Annotated in this window: 20 protein-coding genes; 2 read left to right on the forward strand and 18 right to left on the reverse strand. The window is 54.3% G+C overall.

What is annotated here, in order from left to right:
• Positions 1–36: 36 nt before the first annotated feature.
• The 18 genes from EKA13_RS00350 to EKA13_RS00425 all read right to left on the reverse strand — a co-directional run bounded on the left by EKA13_RS00350 (position 37) and on the right by EKA13_RS00425 (position 16,950).
• A complete protein-coding gene (locus EKA13_RS00350) occupies positions 37–315 on the reverse strand; it encodes a hypothetical protein (RefSeq protein ID WP_023111008.1) in 279 nt (92 codons plus the stop codon).
• Between the two features lie 116 nt (positions 316–431).
• Positions 432–2,486, reverse strand: a complete 2,055-nt coding sequence (locus EKA13_RS00355) for a vWA domain-containing protein (RefSeq protein WP_019484897.1) — start codon at positions 2,484–2,486, stop codon at positions 432–434.
• A gap of 2 nt (positions 2,487–2,488) precedes the next feature.
• On the reverse strand, positions 2,489–2,704 hold the full coding sequence (locus EKA13_RS00360; protein WP_019484896.1) for a hypothetical protein: 216 nt from the start codon (positions 2,702–2,704) through the stop codon (positions 2,489–2,491).
• 167 nt (positions 2,705–2,871) lie between these two features.
• On the reverse strand, positions 2,872–3,129 hold the full coding sequence (locus EKA13_RS00365; protein ID WP_019484895.1) for a hypothetical protein: 258 nt from the start codon (positions 3,127–3,129) through the stop codon (positions 2,872–2,874).
• A gap of 132 nt (positions 3,130–3,261) precedes the next feature.
• Positions 3,262–4,083 carry a hypothetical protein gene (locus EKA13_RS00370; protein ID WP_065285154.1) on the reverse strand — a complete coding sequence of 274 codons (822 nt, stop codon included), beginning with the start codon at positions 4,081–4,083 and terminating at the stop codon, positions 3,262–3,264.
• An 11-nt stretch (positions 4,084–4,094) separates the two neighbouring features.
• Positions 4,095–5,216 carry an AAA family ATPase gene (locus tag EKA13_RS00375; protein ID WP_010792585.1) on the reverse strand — a complete coding sequence of 374 codons (1,122 nt, stop codon included), beginning with the start codon at positions 5,214–5,216 and terminating at the stop codon, positions 4,095–4,097.
• Between the two features lie 159 nt (positions 5,217–5,375).
• Positions 5,376–5,813 carry a hypothetical protein gene (locus EKA13_RS00380; RefSeq protein ID WP_010792586.1) on the reverse strand — a complete coding sequence of 146 codons (438 nt, stop codon included), beginning with the start codon at positions 5,811–5,813 and terminating at the stop codon, positions 5,376–5,378.
• 80 nt (positions 5,814–5,893) lie between these two features.
• A complete protein-coding gene (locus EKA13_RS27725) occupies positions 5,894–6,067 on the reverse strand; it encodes a ribosome modulation factor (RefSeq protein ID WP_010792587.1) in 174 nt (57 codons plus the stop codon).
• Between the two features lie 46 nt (positions 6,068–6,113).
• Entirely contained in the window at positions 6,114–6,410 is a 297-nt protein-coding gene (locus EKA13_RS00385; protein WP_010792588.1) for a hypothetical protein, read from the reverse strand.
• Between the two features lie 619 nt (positions 6,411–7,029).
• Positions 7,030–7,527, reverse strand: coding sequence for a hypothetical protein (locus EKA13_RS00390; RefSeq protein WP_065285155.1), 498 nt, complete (start codon positions 7,525–7,527; stop codon positions 7,030–7,032).
• Between the two features lie 62 nt (positions 7,528–7,589).
• The gene (locus EKA13_RS00395) at positions 7,590–8,540 is read right to left on the reverse strand and encodes a PD-(D/E)XK nuclease family protein (RefSeq protein ID WP_019484889.1); all 951 of its coding nucleotides are present in this window, start codon (positions 8,538–8,540) and stop codon (positions 7,590–7,592) included.
• Between the two features lie 71 nt (positions 8,541–8,611).
• The gene (locus EKA13_RS27730) at positions 8,612–8,752 is read right to left on the reverse strand and encodes a hypothetical protein (RefSeq protein WP_019439024.1); all 141 of its coding nucleotides are present in this window, start codon (positions 8,750–8,752) and stop codon (positions 8,612–8,614) included.
• A 469-nt stretch (positions 8,753–9,221) separates the two neighbouring features.
• Entirely contained in the window at positions 9,222–10,460 is a 1,239-nt protein-coding gene (locus EKA13_RS00400; RefSeq protein WP_042854769.1) for a DUF7146 domain-containing protein, read from the reverse strand.
• A 1,091-nt stretch (positions 10,461–11,551) separates the two neighbouring features.
• Positions 11,552–12,751: a ParB/RepB/Spo0J family partition protein gene (locus EKA13_RS00405; protein ID WP_042854767.1), complete on the reverse strand. Its 1,200-nt coding sequence runs from the start codon at positions 12,749–12,751 to the stop codon at positions 11,552–11,554.
• Positions 12,751–13,650 carry a ParA family protein gene (locus tag EKA13_RS00410; RefSeq protein ID WP_010792594.1) on the reverse strand — a complete coding sequence of 300 codons (900 nt, stop codon included), beginning with the start codon at positions 13,648–13,650 and terminating at the stop codon, positions 12,751–12,753. Before EKA13_RS00410 ends, EKA13_RS00405 begins: the two co-directional genes overlap by 1 nt.
• A 174-nt stretch (positions 13,651–13,824) precedes the next feature.
• The gene (locus EKA13_RS00415) at positions 13,825–15,267 is read right to left on the reverse strand and encodes a coiled-coil domain-containing protein (RefSeq protein ID WP_042857812.1); all 1,443 of its coding nucleotides are present in this window, start codon (positions 15,265–15,267) and stop codon (positions 13,825–13,827) included.
• Positions 15,268–15,386: 119 nt separating this feature from the next.
• Complete coding sequence (locus EKA13_RS00420) at positions 15,387–16,247, reverse strand: ParB/RepB/Spo0J family partition protein (protein ID WP_019484885.1); 861 nt, start codon at positions 16,245–16,247, stop codon at positions 15,387–15,389.
• Between the two features lie 61 nt (positions 16,248–16,308).
• Positions 16,309–16,950: a hypothetical protein gene (locus EKA13_RS00425; RefSeq protein WP_019484884.1), complete on the reverse strand. Its 642-nt coding sequence runs from the start codon at positions 16,948–16,950 to the stop codon at positions 16,309–16,311.
• 141 nt (positions 16,951–17,091) lie between these two features.
• Between EKA13_RS00425 and EKA13_RS00430 the strand changes: the two genes are divergently transcribed.
• Complete coding sequence (locus EKA13_RS00430; RefSeq protein WP_010792598.1) at positions 17,092–17,478, forward strand: response regulator; 387 nt, start codon at positions 17,092–17,094, stop codon at positions 17,476–17,478.
• Positions 17,468–17,956, forward strand: a complete 489-nt coding sequence (locus EKA13_RS00435; protein ID WP_019439027.1) for a chemotaxis protein CheW — start codon at positions 17,468–17,470, stop codon at positions 17,954–17,956. The genes EKA13_RS00430 and EKA13_RS00435 overlap by 11 nt, the downstream gene beginning before the upstream one ends.
• The last annotated feature ends 1 nt before the right edge of the window (position 17,957 follow it).

The raw sequence follows: 17,957 nt of genomic DNA on the forward strand, positions 1-17,957 counted from the left end.
CTCACTGAGCAAGGAAGGCCCCCGAGGGGGCCACTGTTACAGCAGACGTAGAATCGTGCCCTCTCCCAGCGGAGTGCGTTGGGAATAGCCGTACTCTGTTTTGTCCAGCACATAGCTGTAGGTTTCACGCATCCAGCTGAAGCTCAAGACGAGGGTGTTGCCCTCATCCCGGACCCGAAGATCGCGCGCGAATGTCCCTACCTCCTCGATGTAGCCCTGGAGTTCGGCTTGGGTAAGACGAACTCCTGTGGACTCGCGACGAAAGTGCAAAACGCTGTCTACTGACCGTCCGTAGACTTGAGTTTGAGTTGCCATTGAATTGCCCTCCCCCGTCGCGCACGGGGTGATCATTGAGAACACCCGGGCGCGAGCCGGATGGTTTTCCAGCTCGTTGGAGAGAGGGAGGCCGCCCCGAAGGGCGGCATCAGTGGTTACATCAGCAGCTGCTTGGCTTGCTCCAGAAGAGCTGGACCAACGTCATCTGCGGTTGCAGCAACGGCGTACGGGATACCCGCCTCTTCCAGCCAGTCCTTTCGGACCTCATTGCCGATGAGGAGGTACACCACCTTGATTCCAGCGTCGACCGCTAACGCAGTCTGTTCTGTAGCCAGGGTCGCACACGACGGAGCACCATCCGTGAGGACAAACATCAGCTTCCTCTGTGCCGGATGGCTTGCCAGGCGTTGGGCTGCTTGGAAAACCGCCTCACCAATCGGGGTGTGATTCCCGCCGGTGATGCTGTCCAGACCGCCAATGCGGTCAACCGCGTTTTGATGGGAGTCCCCGAAGGTCCTCACCACCGTGTTGAGATGGCCAGTTTTTGGAGCAAAGCCCAAGAACTCGCGTGGAGTGTCGATCCTGTGGAACACCTTCTCCATGATCAGCAGGCTCTGCTGGATGGATTTGGCAACAGTCTGCACCTCGTACTCTTTTTCATTGATAGCTTCCCCAGCAGCAATGGCCTTGGCTTTCGCCTTTGCCAACGTCGCGAGAACGCTAGGATCAACCCAGCTTGTCGAGCTGGAAAGGTCTGCAAGAACAGAGACCGCTGCGGTAGGGAGTACCGTTTCCTCTTTACGTTCGAAGATACGGCTGTCTCCCATACCTGCACGGTAGAGGTGAGATTGTCCGAGCGAACCGCGGCGCGTCGAGTAGACGTCCGCTTCTTCTCGGTTTAACAGGTAGGCCTGCAGTTTCGTGGCCAGTACATTGACCTTGCGGTCTAGCGCATCAGCCAGTTCACGTGCATGTTCCTTGTCAGCAGGGCAAACAAGCATCCCTTCGACCAGGTCCTTGACCGTTCCAGCCCCCAGTGAGGGTTGGTTCTCCACATCGCTCGGTTCAACTTCGAAAGCTGGAACCGGAGCAGCATCCTGATAGTCCGGGTTGGTACCGTTCTGGATGCTAGTCGCGAGTTGCTGAATCACTTTGTCCATATCCAGGACTTCGGAATCGTCACCACCATTGCTGCTGAGCATTTGCTCGATCAACTCGGCGAGGTCGACCCCGTTTTGCCCTTGGCTGTCGCCTTGGGCATTCTCGGATTGGTTATTGGCATCAGCGTCATCCTCGCCCGGCGCACCTTGGCCATCAGCCTTGGAGTCGGACTCGTCTTCAGCTTTACCGTCATCGCTACCCTGACCACCGGTGTCACCGTTGGTAGGTTCCTGATCAACTTTCTGGCCCTGGCCTTGGCCGTTGTCAGAGGTCTGATCGTCTTCCTGATTACTCTCATCATCCCCTTGCGAGGATTGCTGATCGTCCTGGTCATCCCCTTCGTCACCTTCCGAATTGTCGTCTTCAGGCTCCTCTTGGGGCTGCTCATCCTGCTGGTCACGCTGCTGCTTCAGCATTTCGATCAGCCGAAGGGTGAGATCGCCGGCGTCTTGAGTGGAACGAACGCTCGGGTACTCAGCCAGAAGGATGGTTTCCAGGTTTTCGCGCACCTGGTCGGCATGCTCACCGAAGTGGGCATCGAAGTTTTTCCGAACAGCCGCTAGAGGCTGCTGGTACTCACTCCACCGACGGCTGCGAAGGAAGCACAAGGTGTAGCTCGCAAATGCTTCTTGGGGGCTTTGGCTTCCGTCCCGGAACATGCCGCGATCGAACATGATCGCTGCTCCCTGACGGAAGAAACGCTCAGAACGTCGAGAAGACCGAGTTTGAGCGTATTCCATATACACGTCGTCGACAGCGTTCAGCAGCAGGCCCGCGAAGGCACCATGCTCCATGCTGAACTCCTGAAAAAACGGCACATCGCTGTGCATGATGTGGCCGACTTCGTGGTAACCCCAACGCTTGAACAGGATCAAGTCTTCCTCTGTCAAATTCGCCGGCAGAGACGGCAGGTACGCGACCTTACCGTCGGTGCACGGTCTGACATTCGGACGAATCACGAACTTGATCTTGGAGTTTCTTGCCAGAACACGAAGGAAGGAAATCCAACCGTCCTGGAACTGTTTCGCGGTACGTTGCAGCTTACTCATGATCAGACTCCCTTCCGGATTGCGTAGGCTTTCTGGTTGTGCTCATTGGCCTTCTCTCGCAGCACACGAAGTGCTTGAGTGGGGACCTTAAAGCGGGTGTAGATCACTTGGTCTGCAACGTACGTAGCCCGTTTCAGGTACATCCGAGCGGCAACCCGGTGGTACTTGAGCAGGACTTTGTCTTTTGCTGCTTTGATTGCTTTCTGAATCAGGTTCATGGGTATTTCCTCGCACCCGCCGCGCACGGGGCATCGAGATGAACACCCGGGCGCGGAGCCGGGTGGTTTGAGATCAATGACCTCGAACAACAACCCGGCTGTGAGCCGGATTGTTGGTCCAGCTCACTGAGCGGAGTGACTGCCCCCGAAGGGGCAGTCCGCATGGATCAGCAGGTTTCCCCGCGGATCAATTTTGCTTCCAAGTCATGACGCAGGACTTGGTGGCGATGGCTTAAAAACTGATCTTTGGCCCGCACTTGGTAGGCGGGGTTTTGGATCTCGTTTGCACGGCCTTGAACCTTTTGGGCGAGGCGCGCCGCCTTACGGCGGTAATGCGCACTCATCAAACGGTGGTAGGCATGCAGCACAACGCCAATCCAGAACTTATCCAGAGCAGCATCCAGTTTCGTGATTGCGATTTTCATGGTCTTACCTCTCACCCGCCGCGTACGGGCTATGTAGAAAAAGAGCCCGGGCGCGGTGCCGGGCTCGTTAGAACAAACCCGGCATGAGCCGGATTTGTCCAGCTCACATGGAGGGAGGCCCATGGGGCCTAGTTATAGGAACAGGGACATACCGATGTTGGTGGGCACCGAAACCTTGGTCCTGGAGCCACCTAGTAGACTGGCATCTTCAAGCACCTTCAGAAGGCCAGGGAACGTCTTGTACCAGTCCATTTCTTGAACGGACTGGCGTTGGAACGGTCGCTGGAAATCGAGGGTGTAGTCAGAGTCACTCGTTACCGAGAACTCGGCTCCGGCTTTGTTGAGCTCGGCAAGAAAAGCCCGTGCACAGACATCCAAAACCGACTCTTGGGTTCTAAATCGCCATAACCCCTTCCCGCTTGGCAGCAGGTTGGTGCTGTCGATAAAGCCCCTTTCCTCGAAAATTTCTCGCCCCTTCGGGGACATGGTTTCCCAGTCCCGTACCGAGGCGATGCCTTTACGAATCGAAGCCCCGTTCAAAGCGACTTCAAACTCATTGCCTACCATCCTGAAAGCTAGGGGGTGACCCGCATCGATGAGCACCCGAACTACATTCTCTAAGTGGGCAAGCCCCTCATTGAACTGCTCTGCAGTGCAGCTTTTGACACGGACATAGATTCCCCGGCTTAGGAGGTCAAACTCAGCGACTATCGACTGGGCTGCATCGAGTTCCACGGGGGAATGATCGATTGGCTGCGACGAATAGCCGTTGCTTCGAGCGTCGGCAACCTGGGCACAAACATGCTCCCAGGCTTCCTCCGCTGTTCCGCAGAGCAACTCCTTCTTACCGGAAACACCTCGCATGACTGAACCGTCCCACACTGTCACGAGGAACGTATTCACGTCCCCACGTACAGCGATGAAACGTCCCGAATCGTTCGTCAGGTAGAACATCACCTACCTCCTTACGCTATCTGAGCCGCATTGCTAACCGCAGCTTTCGTCAGCGCATCCAGCTGGTCCGCCACCGAGGTGGTGTACTCTTCCGGAAGTACGAGGTCGCGATCGAAGGTTTCATCGAAGAGTTCGCGGGCCAGAGCCTGGTCCGCTTCTTCGAGGTTGCCGTAGATAGCGTCGACGAAGGATTCATCCAGATCATCATACAGAGCCATTTTGGTAACCCAGCGTTTGAGCTCACGGAAGGAGATGTTGTCGAACGCCTCCTCCTGCGAAAACGCAACACGGAACCGGAACGCGAACTCAACCATCAGTTGGATGTTGAGATCATCCACTCCAGTGTTCAGACCATGCAGAGCAGCCATCTCTTTCTCAGCCGACATGAAGTTGGCCTTGAAGGAGGTGAAGCGGCTACGTACTGCAGCGTTCTGTCCCTTCGTGCCGGCATACCGGGGATCACGCGAGGACTTACCACCAGTGTTATCGGTTGCGAACAACCGGAACGACGGGTGACGAACGATGTTCATCCCACCTTCGAGGCCGAGGAGTTCCCTCGGGTCCAGTTCAGGGTCAATCCCGTGGTGTTTCAGCGTCACGACCTCATCACCTTGGAGGATGTCGTTCAGACTGAGAAGCACGCCGGGATTCAGGCTGCAGATTTCGTCGATGGTGCAGCTCAGCCCATGGCGATAGGCATAACTCAGCACACCATCAACACTTTTCACACCGTCCTTCCCAAGGGTACGGAACCCTACCAGGTAACCTTCATCAACACCGGGGCCGGCATTGATTGCGATTGACGGACGGTTAAGACGGCCATTGATCTGGTTGATGAGGGAGGACTTACCGGTCCCCTTCTCGCCTACCAGCATGATGGAGTCTTTCGTCGCCATGCTCAGGAGAACCCGGCGAACCAGGCTCTCATTGAACACGTAATTGCTGTCGACACTCGGCGAAAGCGGATGACGCTCTGCCGGTACCGGGATCGGTTTCTCAAAACCCTTCAGAGGGGTAGAGAAGCCGAACAGCTCGTGGACCATTACCGGCTCGAACTTCTGGCTGGTGACAGCTTGGATGTGAGCGGCTTTGATCTCTTCGACGGTGATGTTCTTCTTGGCTACGTTGTTCATTTGTATTTCCTCGCACCCGCCGCGCACGGGGCATTGAGATGTACACCCGGGCGCGGAGCCGGGTGTTGTGAGATCGGTGACCTCGAGCAAACACCCAGCACTGAGCTGGATGTTTGGTCCAGCTCACAGAGCAAGGAGAGGCCCCTAAGGGGCCCGTTATTAGACGGCTACGCGGTCGTACATGGGGATCGCATCCGAGTCGTAAAACCCGAACATGATCATCCCAGCGCACAGTCGCTCTTCTGCGAGTCCGATTCTCCGAGCCAGCTCGGGAACCGAGAGATGCAGATCGATTTGCAGGTTGTTCAGCACGGCCCAGAAGGAGCGTGCTGGCAATACCTGGACCTCAATGACCGGCAGGATGCCAACCATCACGATCTCTTCGATTTGCTCTGACTGAGGAACGTCGTAGACGGCTCCATGAACGAACCCCTTCTTCCACTCGTCGTAGGAGATGGTGTCGGGAGTTTCAGGGTTGTCAGATAAGGTCCGGCCTCGTAGCGCAGCCTGACGGCCTTGCTCCCAGCTGGTTGCCCCGAAATAGACTTCCTGGATGATCCCGAACAGTTCGTTGTCGCTGTATTGGCGTTGTTGCATTGCTAAAAGCTCCTACCCGCTGCAGACGGGAGAATTGAAGAGTTCACTCCCGCCTGCAGGTCGGGAGGGTCCGACCTGGCTTAGCCTGGTTGGTCGTCGTAGAGGCGTGCGATGTCGTCCCAGTTGCCTGGTTCTTTCGCTACCAACCAGCCCATTGCCCATGCCCTGCCCTCTTGGGACATGGATGGGTACGGATTGGATTGGTTGGAGTTGCCCGAACGATATGCTTCTTTGCCTTGTTGAAACGCCTTCATTGAATGCTCCTTCCCGAAATCCGGGTGATGGCCACCCGAAACCCGATCACCGGGCCGGTTTTCCGATGTGCTTCATTTCCGCATGACAGGCCGCGAGGGCCAGATCCAGGGCAAACCTCGTAGCGAGGAAAGCCATCCCCAGTGGGGTGTGGAGAAGAATCGGTTTGAGCAATTTTCGAATTATGTTCGTTGTCCGCAGCACGTAATCGGCAATGATCACCGACCAATACATCATCGGAACAATTGCTTTTGGTGCTGGTATATCTCCCCCGCAGCCAACATACAGGGCGAACCCGACTGATAGCTTTAGGTTAGAAACGAACTTGGATTTTTTGGTTTTCATGGTATTCACCTTCTAGTTTAGTTAGTTCATGGTTTTTCTCCTGTCCTAACCCCAGAGGTGATCATCCCTAAGGGGAATTTCACCCCCAGGGTATGTCCATGGAATTTATGGCGTGCTGCTTCGTGTTCCACCTACGTCGCCACCGGCACGCCGGCGCTCAACGTAGTCACAACCCCAGTAAATTGCGAATGCAAGAAACAGGATTCCGAGAGTCACACTGAAAGACATGGTCGCATCCTCGCGATGAGTAATAAGAGATTCTTTCGATCCTCTACTCACCTAGGGGCTACGTGCACGCTTCTTTGCCCGACGCGATTTACGTTTTACCGTGCGCGTCGGCTTCATTTTAGGACGCTTCTTCCGTCCCTGAGCCGTTGAGTTCAACGTAATGAGTGCAGTCATCAATATGGAAACCACAAAGACTATGCGAAGTTCATTAGTAGACCATCCTACGAACAGGGAGGAGGCAGAAGCACCCATGATGGACGCGATGATCACGACCATCAGGTTTTTTATGTAGCTCATGTTGCCTCCAAAGTTACGCCGTCGCGTGTTATGTGAAACACGACCAGGGCGTCCCGCCGGAAGTGTTGAACTTCCGGCCCGAAAGGGCTGGAAATTAGCCCTCCGGTTGGAGGAATAGCGGTGGCATATCGTCAGTATCCAGAGAGAAGTCGAGCATGCCCTGCTTACGCAGTTCAACTCGGTCCTTAACTCTGGCTTCTAACTTGGCTTTGATTTCAGCTCGAAGCTCATTGTGTTTCCACTTGGGCATCGAGCGGGACCACGAACCGAGGTAATGCGCACCGTGGAAGTCGCTCCGAATCCTCGGAGACAGCAACCTGTGCGTTAGTACCTGCTTATTCGAGCCCCAGACCACATTGATGCCTTCCTCCCCGTCGGAGCTCATGATGAGTTCAGAGGAGTTGGCAATAAGTTGTAAACGCTCGTGGTACGACACCCTCCCAAACTCTTCAGCTAGTAAGGCGCCTTCGGCCAAGTAATTCCGCATCAGGAAATCACCAATCTTACGACTGGCGAGATCCTCAGCTTCCTTGTCACGGCGAATTCGTACAGCACGTTGAGCGTAGCGCTCCATTCGATAAGACTCACGCATGTAGCCTCCTCGAGGGCGCACCAGCCCCGTAGGGCTGTTTTGCCCCACAGGGTTGTTTAAATTCAGATTAGGTCTGCAAGTGTCAGACCTGCTTTAACGCTATATCCCGACAAGCAACCTTCGAGGCATAGCCCCGCCATGTCACACCGTTTGGAGTGACTATCGCAGGGTGAGTCGTAGGCCATATGAGGGGCACGGAAAAACTCACCTGCGCGAAGCCGTTTGGCAACTACGCGGGCATATTCCACTGCTTCCCCAATGTCGGCCGCCGTCCGTTTTACCCAGTGGACTGGATGCCAGATGGCGTTCACAACTGATTTGGAGTCCGGTTTCGTGATGTTGGGCTTCTGCCCTGAGGCATAACCACAAAGCTTTGGCTCCCTGATTCCCAACTGCTGGCATGCTAATTTCACTGCCAGCCAGTAGTAGGTCAGCTGATACCCGTATCGGGAAAACAACTCACCCTCAGGCTGTGCAGCGGTTTTCCAGTCCAAGATCACGACGTCGCCAACATCAGCCAACATCTCCCCTTTCGGGTTGAATATAGGTTTTGTGCATTCACCGACAAAGTCGATTACTAGCGTGATGAAGGTACGCTCAGCGATTTTCAACTTGAACTGTCCTTCAATAATCAGTGGCTTGAGGCCAAGATTACGGAAGTAAGACGGAAAGCCTGCAGCTAATTGTTTACCAAGAACCTCTGCTGTTTCCCGAGACTTAGACTTGGCCATGCTTATCAACTTTCCGTCGGATAAACCTTCGAACTTGTTAATAAACTGAGTGGCCATTTCCTCCTCTGGAATGTATCCCTTGACGAACCCTTCGATCACCCAATGCAAGGCTGAGCCGAACAGTAGGTTGAGCGGGGTTGCCTCGGGTTTTACACGAGCTCGGTAGTACCCCAGCAGCCGAGTGCAAACCATGGATTTCATGATCTGCGTTGGAGACAGCGTTATGTCTACTTCATCCGGGAGTGGATTGAAGATGTAATGCGGATTCACGAACGAAGTCATGGGATCACCTTTTCTAGGCGCACACGACTACCCGAGGGCAATCTTGTCGCCCTCGTGGGTTCTTGAATGGTTTAGAAGTCTACGACTTCAGATTCTTTTTCAGGTTGGTCATCCTCTCCGCGGAAAAAACGCCCTTGCGCAATTTCCAATTGCTCACCTTCTGGCTGTTGCCACAAGGATGGAGCTTCGAGAAGTTCAACTTGGCCTGTCATGGTGTTTCCTCCTATATCCCCGCTGCACCGGGAATAAGCTCGCGAAGAGATCCCGTGCAGGGGTAAGCATTGAAGCTGGAGGGTGCCTTTGACTGGTTAGCGTGCGAACACACATACCGAAATGGCGGGGAGATACACGTTCCTGGAACACGTCTACCTTGCAGGAGCAAAGGACATGCCTGGTATCTCGAGATTGTGGACTGATCAGACGATCGTCCAGTCTGTTCCAACAATGTCTGTGCTCATCTAACTCGAATTCGAGTATCGAGTCGCACCCCAGAAAACCTCGGTGAATTCACCAACGTAGTCTGGGTTTGCTCTTTCGGAGAAAGGCAAATGGGACAGACACTTTTTAGCCGAGCACATCCTAGTAGTCAAGATGTCCAAGGTCGAAACAAACCTACTCTGGGTTTAGCATGCGAAAAAAAACCCCAGACCAGCAAAAGCTGGACCGGGGTTTCTTGAGCGCTCACGCACAGGCACTGAGCAAGCCATCTGCGTTGGCTGGCTTGAAGCCCATGAAGATCCCACCTTCGCATGCTTTCGCACGTAGGAGGTGGAAGCGTTGCGGCAATGGCTGTCCAAAGACCTTCTCAACCACGATGATATCTTCCCAATCCTGGCCCTTGGCTCCAGGAGTGTGAATCACATCGGGCAGCATGAAGGCCACCTCGAACCCTTTACGCATCAGCTCAATAAAGAGCTTCCACGCAAAGGTTTGTCCATCGCCATATTTCCCACGTGCTTCGTTGTATGGGTCGTTATCAGACCAGATAACTACCCTATCGAATTCAGCACGATCGACAAACAACGTCGCCAGAGTGGTGCAGGCATGCGCTACTCGAACAGACTCGCCTGTTGCCAGGTGGATTGCCCATCCTTTCTCTACGCCTTCGGTCACATGCAGCGTCCTGCAACCTTCGACGTTTGCTACTCGGATTGACGCTCCTTTGAAGCCAGACAACGGGGAATCAATTTTCTTCACCTTCGAGACACCTTCCAGCTTATGACCATCCGGAGTCAGGTAGATCTTGTGGAAGTTCACCACTCGACCAGTCCTGCTCCGAAACGCCGACACGATGGCCGGGAACCGACCGATGAGCTCCTTCACAACCTGACCATCTTTCTTACGGGTTTCGTAATACTCGAGGGCCGGGTGGAATTTCACGTCACCAAGGTTGCTGTTAAGCGGGATACCGCGGTGTTGAAAGTACAAACGGCCAGGAAGAGCATCCGGGTGGGTTAGCGAGATCAAGCCTTGTGCAGTCTTGATGTGCTTCGCCTTCCGCTTCTGCTCATCCTCCGGACTTATGCCAGCCCGTGAATTGACCACTACAGGAGTGACCTTACGGGTATAGCTTTTGCCGCTTGTTAGTGCATCTCTGACTTTGAACATTACGTCGGTGAAGTTGCGACCGACGCCGTCCAGGATCAGAAGCTCTACTGGGTCCCGGCCACCGTCCTGCAAGCAGGAGCAGATAGCGCGGTCTTCGTAGCCCGGCTTGTTTGAGAATCTGAAATCACTCTTCCCTCCCCCATTCCGGTGACGGTGTGGGAAAGGGCAGTCGACCAGATGTCCATGGTTCTTGAGTGCAGCATCGAACGAGCTAGTCAAACGTGGGATCACGTTAAGCCAACCGCCGTTGCTCTTCACCAGCTCCAGGACTTCCTCAGACAGTTTCGGACGATTGTCGTCTTGACGATCCATAGCTACCTCCAATTGCAAGGCAGCCACGTCCCCTTAGGGATGGCTTGCCCTAAGGGTGGGAATTGCGCGAGCGCGAGTTTTTAAAGAGCCCAGCTCCAGAATTCTGGGACTGGAATCTTCTCCAGACATCCGTGCGGAATTTCGCATGCGAAAGCTGGGGGAAAGATCACCTCCAACGCTAAGGAGGCCCCCAGCTGAAATCAAGGACATGAAGTCTACAAATGCAGAAAGGCCCGGTGCATCGCTGCGCCGGGCCTTTCGTCTCATCTGTCTAGGGCACCTCTAATACAGCCTGCAAAGGTTGTATTAGGGGTGCCCTTGACTAAGTCATAGGGCACGAGATCAGCATTCAACTCCAGCAGCTTCAAAGGAAGCACATCTGTCGTGTTGGACCTTCGTCATTGTGTTTCGCGCATCATCTCCCTGAAAAAGGAAGAGAGCAGCAGAAAGCGCAAAGGCAAAGGTGAGTGCATATTTCATGTCGTGGTCCTCAATGTGAATTGAGACGACCACTACCCTCCCGAAGGCGATGTGGATCGCCCTAGGGGTCGAGTGAGATTTGCTTAGAAAACACTCTGCGACGGAATAGCGAATGATGAGGCCAAGGGGGCACACACCAAACACCAAACCGAGCGAATGTCACCACAACGCAGCAACCAGCTCAGCAAAATTGGCGAATGGGCGTGTTCACACCAAAACGCAAAATCGCAGAGTGAAGTCCTTTACGAACTCACGCGACACTGACTTGTTAAAGAACGTGAAGCAGGTAGATCACGATGATCAAGATGCAATGCAACTGGAACATCGCAAAACGATGAACCAAGTGAAAAGCACCAGGTTCACCTTGAAGCGAGATGATCAGAACGGCGACTGAATACAGTCACTGAACCAATCTCCCACCACAACCCTTGAATTCAAAGGCGGGGGCGGGTTGTGATCAGCTATCAGTGAGTTCACCAACAGCGGGAGATCACGAGAAAACGCCTTCACGATAGGTCGCCCTACCCCGCCATTCAAGTACGCCGTGTCCCAAAATGAAAAAGGGCGCCTCAATTGCTTGAGGCGCCCTATTCCCCTACTGAAGTTTTAGTTCAGCCATCGGTCTCCATCGCTGCGACGCTGACGATGTCGATCTGATCCACCTTTATCTGCTTGGGCTGTTGTGATCCGCCGATCATCAGCATGCACCATGCCTTGGAAGGATCTTCGCTGACGCGATCATTCATCAAATACCCGGACGCTACCGCACTGTCCAGTGCAACCTTGATACCGATTACCTGACGCTCCGCAGTAATCGGTATGTATCCCTTACCATTCTTCTTCGAAGAACTATTCGGCGCAGCGGCCGGCCCCTGTTCCTGCGAAGGGGTGGTTACAGCTGCTGGCGTATTTGTCTCGCCCTGGCCCTGGGCTTTTGACTGCCCCTCGGGTTTAGCATGCGAAACTGGGGACTGGTCGGTCTGACTAGGAGGGTTCGCCTGAGAAGAATTACCACCCTTCCCCACCCCATCTTGAGATGGATGCCCGACTTTTCCAGCTTGCTGTTCAGTTTGCGGTTCTTGTGCCGGAGGAGCTTTCGTGGGCACCGTCTTGCCTTTTGCTGCTCTGACCGCATCACGTACTTGCTGCCTGCTGATGGAGCCTTCCGCTTTTGCCCTTTCAATGAATGCAGTGAACGTCTCGGGCTGAAGGTTCTTCAGTTGCTTCATTTCCCGTAAGACTTCGCTGTCGCTCGTAACGCCTCCTTTGATCAGGTCAACCAGTTCCTCGGGAAGGTCTGCGAGTCCCAAATGAATAGAGATGTAGGTCTCGCTTTTCCCCATATAGGTAGCCAAGTCCTGGTTGGACAGGGGCTCTCCAGCAGCCTTAGCTTCAGCTTTGGCTTCAGCCAAGGCTTGACCAACCTCATAGGGGTTGAGATTTTGCCGCTGCTCGTTTTCGATCAGCTGCGAGAGGATCTCCTTGGCCGGCGTGCGTTTCTTGCCGTCAACGATAGCTTTCAGCTTAAAGCCAGGGCGAAGTACCGCAGCGGCATAGCGACGACCGCCTTTCTTCAAGGGGTACTTCTGAGTTTCAGGATTCATCGGACCAACGATGATAGGGGTTTGCTGCCCTTCGTCATCGTAGCTAGCTGCCAGTTCCTCGATCTCCTTGAAGTCTTTCCTCACCTGAGGTTTGACTTCGATCTGATCTACGCTGAGGAGAATAATCTGATTCTCCTGTGCGGCCCGGCCAAGGTCCATCAGGTCATTCAGTCGAGTCAAACTCCCTAGGTCTAGTGTCTTAGCCATTAGATTGCCCCCACTTTCTTAGCGCGCGATTGGCTCTTTTTCTTTACCGGCTTTTTCTTCCGAGGCACCTTCGGTGCGATCACCACAGGCGTGATTTCTACGCCTGCTCGGTGCGCCATTTCCTCCATCAGCCTGATCATTTCTACGCCGGTCTCACGCTCAGCACCATTGGTTCGCATGCTCCAAACGGGCTTGCACTGGCGCAGCGCGGTATCAATTGCACCTCGGATCGAGAGACTGTTTTGAAGAATTTTGGGACCAACTACTTTTCGCAGGTCCTCCAACGACTCGCGGTGAGCGTTCACGCGAGTGTTGTATTTGTTGCAGATGATCCCAGTTGGAGTGATCTGAGTGCCGAACAACGGCCCGACCATATCGAACGTCTCGATTAGAGAAATCACGCCATCTACAGCGAACGCCGCCAGCTCCACAGGTACAAAGATGTGATCCGATACCACAGATGCCGCAATCATCCGCACCCCATTGGTAGGTGGGGTGTCGATTACGATGTAATCGTAATCCTCTGCCAACTTTTGGATGTGCTTGGCAAAGGGACCTACCGCCGACAAGCCAATCTGCTCTACTGAACTCAACTCATCGTCTTTGTTCAGGGCATAGATCAAGTCGGCGCCGAGAGCCGTCTGGAGGGGCTTGAGATCAGGCAGTTCTTCTTTGAAGAGATGCGCGCTGCGGAGCCCTCCATTGCGGGAATCAGGCGCGAGTCGACTGGAGAAGTTGCCTTGGCTGTCCAGGTCGATACCCAGCACGCGGTATCCCTGCTCTACCAAGTAAACCAGCCAATGGAAATCGATCGTCGTTTTGCCTACGCCGCCCTTCTGGTTAGTAACAGCATGGACGTCGGCGAGCAGTTTTCTCTTCTTGAACGGGATTGCGGCCATGTGAGGCTCCTTGTCTGCAATGGAGTCCACTCTAACCGCATTGCAGTCCATTTCAAGTCAAAACACCTGCTTTGCAGCTTTTTTTCATGGCGGCGACCGCATTGCGAAATCAATAAACAAAAAGGGGCGAATCCCCTCGCCCCTTCTCACTGAGTTTCGCATGCTAAACCGGCGTTACATCGGCACCTCTTGCGGGTGCACGGTCGCATGATTGGTATTGGTCGTGCGGTTCAAATACTCGACGCGCTTCGCTGCAGCGAGCTTGTCGTAGAAGCGCCCCATGTAAAGGTAGTACGTGCTCCCTTTGTGTACCGGTTCGAAATCCTTGATCCCGTAAGCTTCCAGGTAGCGCTGGAACTTCTGCCAGCTACCTTCATCCTTATAAACGTAGAGGACGTCGTAGATCACACGTGACTTTGGGGATACGACGATCGGTGCTGGGGACTGTACTGAAGATGTCACAGGGCCGCCGGCAAGCACCGCGCTACCAGCATCTGAGCCCCTCTGAATCACAACCGGAGAGATCTTAGGCTCGAACTTGGCCACAGTTACTACTGGTGCCTGCTTGGATGCGATAGCCAGAGGCTTCGCATCTTGTTTGACCGGCTTGTCGTCAACCTTGGCGTAGGTGGTTGGCTTTTCACCATAGGAGCCTGCGTAGACCGCTCGACCAGTGACGACCGGGGCCACGACTGTAGCCTTTTTGATTTCAGCGCCGGCCGTCAAGGCCGCTACCTCTGTCCGGGCTTTGGCGGTGATTTCAGTTTTCTCACGCGCGAGTCGTGCTTTGATTTCGGCGATTCGGCTCTCTGTTAAGCTCCTGATCTCAGGCGAAGGCTGATCCGTAATTGCTGCTGTTACCGCCACAGGGGTCTGCAGCTGACGGGAGAGATCAGCCAATCGTTCATGCTCTTTCTGAGCCGCTGCCAATTTCGTCTCAAGCTGGGAGAGTTGCCCTTTCAGCTCACTAATCTGGTTATTGATTTCAACAACCGCATTTGCTGCTCGCCGTTCAGCGTCCGCGTTAGCTACCGCCATTGCAAAGCGTTGCTTCTCAAGAGTGCGGGAGCTTTCCGCCTTTTGTTCCGCAAGCTGAGCTTTCAGTTTCGCCAGATCGGCCTGCTTGGCTGCATCAGCAGCTTTCAACTGCTCAATCTCAGCCATTGCTCGATTCTCAGCCTCGAGTAAGGCGCGGTCACGGTCATTCTCAATGATGGACTGGCGTATGGCCGCCTTTGAATTCTCTTCAGCAACCCGGGCCTGTGAGGCCTGGGTTGCCGCTTGGAACTCTTCAATCCGGCTCGACTCAGTTGAGGGAGCTTTACCCGAGCCTAGATCCTGTTCGTACGCTGTTGTAGAAAGCGACGCCTCCAAGGCCTGCTTTTGCTTTTCGAGCGAATCAATCTGATCCTTGAACTCGTTCAGGCGGCGCATGTAGAGAATCTGCGATTCGGTGTACTTCTGGCTACCGAGACCATCCTGGATACGTTGATCGTACTGGGATTGAGGCTCGATGGAAGCTAGCTCCACCGGCTCGTGGGTGGAGGTACAACCGGCTAACACTGCCGTCAGAGCGATAGCCAGCAGAGTTGGCACCGGGAATGGTCGGTTTAGCATGCGAAATTATACCTTCGGCCTCTGGCTACCCGCAGGATGGTCGGCAAGGTTCGGCAGGGCCATAACAATGGCTTCTGTCGTAATAATGGAAACGGAGTGCCCAAATTCGAGGGTAGGGGCTAACACTCGTCGACTTTGATGCCTAGCCGCTCCAGAAGCCCTGCGAATTGATCGTCACCAGTCATGAGAAAGCCCATCTGCCAATTGCCACTTGGTGTCTTCTGAATCACACAGGGATACCCCGTGTGATCGGATACCAGCCGGGTCAGACGTGCGATGTCGGCGTCTTGCTTGGGCAAGTTGACCTTTGGCTTAGGCTTGTTGAGGTGCTTGGCAACCTCATCTTCGATCCTCTTAACGCTCCACCCCAGTCTTACGGCTTTCGTCGCGACTTCACGTTGGATGCCTTTCGAGTCGAGTGAGCACAGCGGGCGAGCCTGGGTCGCGGTGAGTTTGCCGTGGATCAGGAAGTCCTTGGCAGTGATGTCCAAGGTGAGCAACCGCAGGTAGTTGGAGACGTGCGACCTGCTTTTACCCAGCTCCTTGCCTATTTGCTCGTGGGAGAGACCGGTTTCTTGTATGTCTGCATAGGCTTGAGCTTCTTCGATCGGGTTGAGTTGCACCCGGAGAACGTTCTCTACAGCAGAAATGAAACGGGCCTGGTTATCCGTGTAGTGCCCGATCCGACAATGCAGGCGTGGGATCATCTTGAGTTGCGCCGCGCGCCAACGTCGTTCGCCGGAAATGATGAAGTAGCCGCCCTGAGCCCGGGGACATAGCACCACCGGGGTTACATTCCCCCCGGCCTTGACCATGCTGTCACCTAGCTCTTCCAGCTCTGCAAGAGTGAAGTTCCTACGGGTTTGCCAGATGCCAGGCTGCATGAGATCAACATCGACGTCTCGGTGCTCAACAGGTACTAGGTTGATACCCAGGCAATGGGACTCTGTGGGGTTGATTCCGGTCTCTGATTGATACACGTGAAACCCTCGTGCGTTCGTGAAACATGATACACGAGGGATAACGGATTGGCCGCAAAAATCAACGCCCTAATGAGCTGGCCACCTGAATCGTTGCATCTTCGATTAGTCCCCAAGGCCGCCCTGCAGGACGTAAGCAAATCACCAGGCCAGGAGACTCGCCTCTGGAGGTGTAGGGTAAGGGGTGAGCAATGTGGGATGGATCATCGTCCGGCAAGAACCCATTCGAAACAAGTGCATCAATAACCGGTTTGCAGGCCGCGGTAACACTTTCTGGGTCGAGCAAGCTGCTCTCACCTGTGATGTATACCTCCTCGACCAACAGAGGATAGGTCGCAATGGCTATCCATTCCTCGAGAACAGCCTTGTAGGTGTATCGAAGGGCCTCCACTCGTTTCAGCCATGTGTTCTTCAGGCGGGTGGCCTTGGCGTCGTGGACGCGGAGCATGGTGTTGAGAGAGACCAGCTTCGCCCCGGGGAAGCAAATGGTCAGTACCCTGGATGTAGATTCCAGGCTAATCCTGTCTTTCCTCCCATCCATATTGGCGGTTTGGACTTTTTCGAGGCGCTGGACGGCCTTGCTCGGCTTTATATCAGCAGGGGAGGGCAGGGTAGATGTTGGCTCGCTTTGGAGCTGCCTTGCAATCCGCTCCAGAAATTTGGGATCACTGGCGAATGCAGCCCGGTGGTTTGACTTACGCATAGGTCCTCCAGAAACAAGGGAGGACCATAACCGTGCATTGAGATATGACCAGTTTTTACCTGCTTGAGGTCGGTAAGGGCAGGTACGTCCAGAAGAGGGCACCTCCTGAACATTATTAGGGCATGAATCAGGAGTTGTTCCATGTCCAATATTCGATCTGTCTGCATCGTCGACGACTCCCCCGGAATGCGGAAGATGGGGGCCGGCTTTCTGCAGAAAGCTGATATCGAGGTTCACCTCGCAAAGGATGGGTACGAGGCCCTGCGTGTTATTCGCGAGGCTAGGCCTGATGCGTGCTTCATCGACATCGAAATGCCTAACCTGGACGGATTAAAGCTTGCCTCAATCCTTCGAGCTTCGACTCAATTCAAGCACCTACCCATCGCTATGCTTTCCAGTGCGAGTTCACCTTTCGACATACAGAAAGGGCTCTTGGCAGGCGCAGATCTCTACCTGACCAAGCCGTTCACAGGCGACAAGATCGCGAAAGCACTCATTGATATGGAAGCAATTATCGATGAGCAGTGATATCTCCAGCGGTCGTTACAAGTGCATTGGGTATCGGATCGGCGATACCTACTGCTTGAGCCCTTCATTGGCGGTAAACGCCATCACTCAGGTTCCTGTTAGTCCCACGCAAGTGCCCGGAACGAAGCCCTGGTTGCTTGGAGCAACCAAGCTGGATGGAGACATCATTCCTTTCGTGAACATAGCTCGGTTCCTCTCGATCCCTCAGACCATGTCCAGGGCAGAACACAGTAACCCAGTGGCTTTGATCGTCCGGGGCGGAGCTGATGTGGGTGACGTAGGCGTCATCGTAGATCAAGTGGTTGGGTTCATCCCTTCGGGCAACCTCACTGACGCCCCAAATGCCAATTTGAAGATCCCACCCGGGTTAGGTGCTTGCCTAGTCGGAGTCGTAACAGGCGACGCCCGGACGTGGGCTGTCATCGACATTCAGGCGCTAATTGCCGATCCCAAAATGCAAACGATTGACCTCACATGAG

The sequence above is a fragment of the Pseudomonas defluvii genome (assembly GCF_001695625.1).
Classification (GTDB): Bacteria; Pseudomonadota; Gammaproteobacteria; order Pseudomonadales; family Pseudomonadaceae; genus Aquipseudomonas; species Aquipseudomonas defluvii.